The sequence below is a fragment of the Lutibacter sp. genome, assembly GCF_041596795.1.
Classification (GTDB): domain Bacteria; phylum Bacteroidota; class Bacteroidia; order Flavobacteriales; family Flavobacteriaceae; genus Lutibacter.
The window spans coordinates 1-5,902 of sequence record NZ_JBFHHX010000171.1 but is presented as its reverse complement, the minus strand read 5'-3'; the positions used below and the strand labels follow the sequence as shown (position 1 = coordinate 5,902).

At 30.0% G+C, this 5,902-nt stretch carries 6 protein-coding genes and 1 riboswitch; all 6 genes read right to left on the bottom strand.

Going from position 1 to position 5,902, the window contains the following annotated elements:
• Positions 1 to 57 precede the first annotated feature (57 nt).
• Positions 58 to 762, bottom strand: coding sequence for a precorrin-2 C(20)-methyltransferase (gene cobI / locus ABY298_RS14330; protein WP_372746742.1), 705 nt, complete (start codon positions 760 to 762; stop codon positions 58 to 60).
• A gap of 19 nt (positions 763 to 781) precedes the next feature.
• The gene (locus ABY298_RS14325) at positions 782 to 1,714 is read right to left on the bottom strand and encodes a sirohydrochlorin chelatase (RefSeq protein WP_372746741.1); all 933 of its coding nucleotides are present in this window, start codon (positions 1,712 to 1,714) and stop codon (positions 782 to 784) included.
• 6 nt (positions 1,715 to 1,720) lie between these two features.
• The gene (gene cobA / locus ABY298_RS14320; protein WP_372746740.1) at positions 1,721 to 3,262 is read right to left on the bottom strand and encodes a uroporphyrinogen-III C-methyltransferase; all 1,542 of its coding nucleotides are present in this window, start codon (positions 3,260 to 3,262) and stop codon (positions 1,721 to 1,723) included.
• A gap of 186 nt (positions 3,263 to 3,448) precedes the next feature.
• Positions 3,449 to 3,648: riboswitch (cobalamin riboswitch) on the bottom strand.
• 50 nt (positions 3,649 to 3,698) lie between these two features.
• Positions 3,699 to 4,244, bottom strand: a complete 546-nt coding sequence (locus ABY298_RS14315) for an AAA family ATPase (RefSeq protein ID WP_372746739.1) — start codon at positions 4,242 to 4,244, stop codon at positions 3,699 to 3,701.
• Complete coding sequence (cbiB, locus tag ABY298_RS14310; protein ID WP_372746738.1) at positions 4,229 to 5,164, bottom strand: adenosylcobinamide-phosphate synthase CbiB; 936 nt, start codon at positions 5,162 to 5,164, stop codon at positions 4,229 to 4,231. The genes ABY298_RS14315 and cbiB overlap by 16 nt, the downstream gene beginning before the upstream one ends.
• Positions 5,155 to 5,902, bottom strand: a 748-nt coding sequence (locus ABY298_RS14305; RefSeq protein WP_372746737.1) for a histidinol-phosphate transaminase, incomplete at its 5' end; no start/stop codon positions are given. The genes cbiB and ABY298_RS14305, both read right to left, overlap by 10 nt.

The window sequence follows — 5,902 nt, the reverse complement described above, 5'->3', positions numbered from 1 at the left end:
TTACCAAAGGCAACATATAATTTTTATCTCCTGGTCCAAGACCTGCTACAGTAATTTTCATTTTTTAATGGTTATTAAAGAGAAATATGGAATATCTCTTTGGTTGATTTCTTTTAAATTAGAACTTAAAAACTGATTTGGCGTTCCTAATTTTTCAGAATAATAAATGGAATAATTTCCTTTTGAAAGTACCTTATTAATTACGTTCATTACCGATTTAATTTTCATTAAAACTACGGTATCAAAATGCGTTAAGGCTTCTTCTAACTCTTCTTCGGTTTGAACTCTTGGTAAAATAATTAGCTTTTCATTTTGTAAACATAAAGGCTCTAAATTTTCTGAAGCAGCCAATGCATAAGACGTTATACCTGGAATTAATTTTACATTGAAATTTTCTTTTTTTATTTTTTCAAGTAAGTACGAAAATGAACTAAATGTGTTTAAATCGCCTTCGCTTACAATGGCTATTTTTAACCCATTTTCATAGTCTTTTTTTATTTTTTCAAAAGTTACATCGTATAAATTGTTCACTTTTACTCGTTCTAAATCCATTTCTAAATAAAACCCTTCAAATTTTGTTTCATTTAAATTGTAATGCTTTAAAATACTGAGTGAATAGCTCGATTTTACACCGTTTTTAAACAAAGAACCCGGATAGTAAATTTTATTCGCTTCCTGTAAAACTTTTAGTCCTTTTAATGAAATTAAATCAGGATCTCCTGGCCCTAATGAAACTCCGTATATTATTGATTTACTTTTCATTATATCAATTAGAAGGAAGTTAAATTCCCAACATATTTTTTATTTTTTTTGAAATGCTTTTTTTCTCGCCAACTTTGTCATCTTCTTCAAATAAAATTCCTTTTACATTTAAATGATGTCCTATTTGATCTTTACCTTGCTCTTGCTCAAAACCAACAATTTGTTTGCGATATTTACACACTTGGCAATTCATATTACCCGTTCCGTTTATGGCTTCATCTAAACGTTCATCAAAAGCTTTTAAAACCAATTCGTCTTTTCCAAATGGTTTTGTTGAAATGTACTCATTGATTGAATTTTTATTAAAATCTTCAACAGCTTTATAAATTCGTTCTAATAAAATTCCTGTAAAAAAGAAAAACGGAATAACATAGGTTCTTTTAAAACCTAATTTTTCAACAAATTCTAACGACTCTTTTACGCTTGGATAGGCAGTTCCGCTATATCCAACAGTGGCAAAACCATAGCCCATTCCTTCCCAAAGCATACTGCAAAGTTTATGCACATCTGAATTTGCATCAGGATCCGTTGTTCCTCTACCTACAACAATTAAAGCGGTTTCTTTACGTGGAATTTCAGGTAATTCTTGTTCTTTTTCTAACAGAATTTTTTGCGACAAATCCAATAAAAAAGTACTAACACCTAAATGTTTCCCCATTTTTATGGTTAAATCGGGGTGGTATGATTGTAAGGTGTTTAACTCATACGGAATATCGTTTTTTGCGTGCGATCCGGCGAATAAAATAATAGGTAATGCGTAAATTTCGCGAATTCCTTTTTCATACATGCGCTCAACTGCTGCTTCGTATAATGGATGGTTAAATTCTAAAAAACCGTAATCAACTTCATAATCGACATATCTTTTTTTCAATACTTCAACCATTTCTTTAAAAGCGTCGGTACCCGATTTAGTTCTGCTTCCATGACCACATAATAAAATTCCTTTCTTCATAATTTATTAAATTGGTTTTACACCTATTAAAAATACAACTGGCATTGGCAATGGATTTCGTTTAATATCTTCTTCAATATTTTTTAAGGTTGATGTTAAAAGCAATTCATTTTGATTTGATACATTGGAAATTGCGTTGATTGTTATAGAAGAATCTCCTGTAACTTCAATTAATTTTGGAATTAATTTGTCTAAACTTTTTAGTCCCATATACAAGGCCAACGAATTACCAGCTTTTAACAATTCAGCAATACATTTTAATTGTTCAAATGAATAATCGGCGGTATGCGCCGTACAAATTAATACTGCATTTGATTTTTTTCTTTCGGTTATAGGAATATTGAAATTATTTGCCGCTGCCAAGGCTGCAGAAATACCTGGAACCACGGTAAACGGAATTTTTTCTTTTGTTAAAAAACGAGCTTCTTCTCCGGCTCTTCCATAAATATAAGGATCACCCGATTTTATACGAACTACCTTCTTACCTTGTTTAAAATATTTTTTAAATAAAAGATTGATGTTGTCTTGGCGTTCCATTTGGCAATGTTGATCTCCATATTTTCGACCAACATAAATTTTTTCTGCCGTTTGATTAATAGCTAAAATTTCACTACTAATTAAATTGTCGTGTAAAATAATTTCAGCTTCTTCAATTAATTCTAAGGCTTTAACAGTCAACAATTTTAAATCTCCTGGACCACCGCCAATAATTGAAATTTTTCCAGTATTTACTTTAAAAATTTCCTCCGGATCATCAAATTTATAGGTGTAATTCAATACTTTTTTTGATTTTGAATTGTCTATAATCTTTTTTTCTGAAGAAATTTCTGAGGATTCAAAAATAGGTTGCTCTAAGTTTAAAATCTTTGCTGCATTTTTATAGTAATCTTCACGTTTTGGATGTTTGGTGGCGCAACCATTAAAAATTTCACCAAAACAATTCTTTTCAATAATTGCTTCTATTAAACCAATACAATCATCTCTATGAATTAAATTCACCTGTGAAGCGGCATTTTTCAACACTCTTTTTCCTGCTAAAAACTTTCCAGGATGCCTGTCTGGTCCAATTAAACCAGCCAATCTTACTATGGCAGCGTTATCACCAAAATAACGTGTAATTTCATTTTCTGCTTTTAAAACTGCAACGCCCGATGCTTTTGTAGGTAAAGGTTCATCTAATTCAGTAATAGCAGTTGCTCTTGCTCCATAAACAGCCGTAGAACTAACAAAAATTACTTTAATATGCTTTGGAGTGTTTTTGGTAATTTGACAAATTTGATTGAAATAAATTTCCTCAATATTGTCAATTCTTTTAGGAGGAATATTAATTATTAAATAATCTGAATCAAAAATAAATGTATCCCAATCTCCAATAATTTTAGTTGGTTGAAGTTCAATTTTTCCAACATAAAAAGGATGTTTTGAAAGTTTTAAAACAGCATCAGCAGACGTTGAACTTCCCGAAATTTCGTATCCTTTTTTATTTAGTGATATAGCTAAAGCTTCACCCAACCATCCTAACCCAATTATGGCTATTTTTTTACTCATAATTACGCTTTTTTAGTAAAAAAATGAACCGACACATTAATCCGAACGAATTCGAATAGTTTATTTAAAAAGGAATTGTTAAAATTTTCTATTTTCATTACTCTTAATTTATTGGAAATAAAAAAGAGCATGAAAACACTTTGGAAAGTATTCAAACACTTCAACTTTTACTCCCGAAAGTTTTGTATATATTTAATGCTTTGAGGCAGGTTTTCTGACTTACTCTACTTTTAACGTCTTCCCATCAAACTATTGACAGTGACATAATGTTAAAAGCTTTTATAGAGCTTACAGCTGCGGGTACAGTTCTCGATTTACACGAGATTCCCTTTTTAATTCCTAATTTTAAAATGATAAAATAAGAAACCTAAAGCTGGGCAAATGTAAAAATTATAAAATTGTAATCCTATAAATAAAATATTAAATAATCTTAAATTTAAAAGTAGATATCTTTTAGATTATTAATAATAAATTGTACCCTTAACTCTACCGTAGTAAAAGGCAAATACACTATTTTAAAATTATGATTTTTATAATATTCAATAAGCTTATTAGAAAGCTCCCATTGATATTCAAAAGATTCAGGTCGTTGTGGATCTTTTACATAAATATGTGACCAAGGCAATGCAAAAAATATAGTTTGATGATAGTATTTGTTAAAATCGAGATTTTTTAAATCGTCAAATAGAGGTTTGTTAGCAAATTCTAAATAAGCCATCGTATCTATTAAACTACGATCGCTAAAAATACTTAGTGGTTGCTTTTTAAAACGAATTATTGTTTCATCAAAAACCAACCGTGCAAATCGCTCTACATTTTCCCAAGGCATTCCATCGCCTCCTGTGCTTTGCTCATTTACAATAATATCGCGCGAAACTTCATTAAAACAATCGTATCCTTGCTTATTTAAAGCATTAATTATTGTTGATTTTCCAGAACCCGAAGATCCTGCAATTATTACTTTTTTTATAAACTGAGCCATAAATAAACAAAGGCATAAATTACAATAAATAACGTACTTGCCGCGTAATTTATAATAGCAACATTGGTAATTTCATCGTCGTTAATTGGCCTATTATTGCTTCCAATACAAGGTTTTTCTACAAATTTTCCACCATAATAATTTGATCCGCCAAACTGGCAATTTAAAACATATGCCAAGGCTGCTTCTGGATACCCCGCATTTGGACTGCTATGTTTTTTTCCTTCTTTAAAAACAAAACCCAAACCGTTTGGTTTAAATTTTACCAATAGAATTAACACGGCAGTTAATCGAGCTGGTAAAAAATTTGCAACATCATCTAATTTTGCGGCAAATTTACCAAATTGTTCGTAACGTTCGTTTTTATAACCAATCATAGAATCGAAGGTATTAATCATTTTGTACGCCATAATTCCTGGAACACCAAAGCAAACATAATAAAACAACGGAGCAATTATTCCATCGCTTAAATTTTCAGACATAGTTTCAAAGGTTGCAACTTTAATTTGTTGTGCGTTTAAATTTGTAGTATCACGACCAACAATCCACGATAATCTTTTTCTTCCGGCTTCCAAACCTTCATTTTGCAGTGTGTTAAAAACAGCTTTTCCTTCGGTTACAAGTGTTTTATTTGCCAAACAAAAAAATACACATACTACCGAAAAAATAAATTCACCAAATACTGAATAATTGCTTAAATAAGAAATAATAAAATATGGTATTACAAATGAACTACTAACCAAAAGCAATGTTAAAAATAGCCCTTTTATAAAACGTAAATTACCTTTATTTAATAGTTTTTCGCCTTTTGAAATTAAGTTTCCATACAAAACAATTAAATGCGGAAGCCACCTTGGATCACCAAATATAAGGTCCAACACAAAAGCTGTAATAACTATATAAAGTGAAATTAATTCCATTGTAAAAGTGCCTTGATTAATGTTTTATTAGCTAATTTATCTTGAACTGCCAATCGAATATATTCTCCTTTTAATCCTGTAAAATTAGTTGCATCTCTAATTAAAATTTGATGTTCATTTACAAGATATTCTTTTAATTTTGAAGCTGTTCCCTTTTGAAGTTCAACCAAAAAATACGATGTATATCCCTCTTGAACTTTTAAAAAGTCTAATTCATTTAATTGGGCTTTAAACAATTCGGTTTCTTCCATTAATACTTCAACATTAAAACTCAATGAATTGTAATTTTCAAAAATAAATTTTCCCGAAGCTATTGCCAAACTATTAACGCTCCAAGGCATTTTTATTTGTAACAATTCATTTATAAAATTTTTATTTGAAACAACATAACCAAGCCTTAAACCAGGCATTGTAAATGTTTTGGTTAAGGATCTAACAATTGTAATGTTTGAATATTTACTGACTAATGATAAACTTGAAACCGGTTTATTTGTAAACTCGTAATACGCTTCATCAATTACAAAATGTGCTTTTGGATATGTTATAAGCAACCTCTCAATTTCATCAATTCTTAAAATTTTACCATCCGGATTGTTTGGATTGCAAATAAACACAATATGATCTTCGTAATTCGTAGTTTCAATTTCGCCTCTTGAAATAAAACTATATGAAACATTGTTTATTTTACAAGCATCTTCATATTCAGCAAAAGTAGGCCCAACAATTATCGCATTTTTA

Bases quoted from the DNA above. Each gene is read 5' to 3' on its own strand.
- cobI (WP_372746742.1), bottom strand. From the start codon at position 762: ATGAAAAGTAAATCAATAATATACGGAGTTTCATTAGGGCCAGGAGAT.
- ABY298_RS14325 (WP_372746741.1), bottom strand. From the start codon at position 1,714: ATGAAGAAAGGAATTTTATTATGTGGTCATGGAAGCAGAACTAAATCG.
- cobA (WP_372746740.1), bottom strand. From the start codon at position 3,262: ATGAGTAAAAAAATAGCCATAATTGGGTTAGGATGGTTGGGTGAAGCT.
- ABY298_RS14315 (WP_372746739.1), bottom strand. From the start codon at position 4,244: ATGGCTCAGTTTATAAAAAAAGTAATAATTGCAGGATCTTCGGGTTCT.
- cbiB (WP_372746738.1), bottom strand. From the start codon at position 5,164: ATGGAATTAATTTCACTTTATATAGTTATTACAGCTTTTGTGTTGGAC.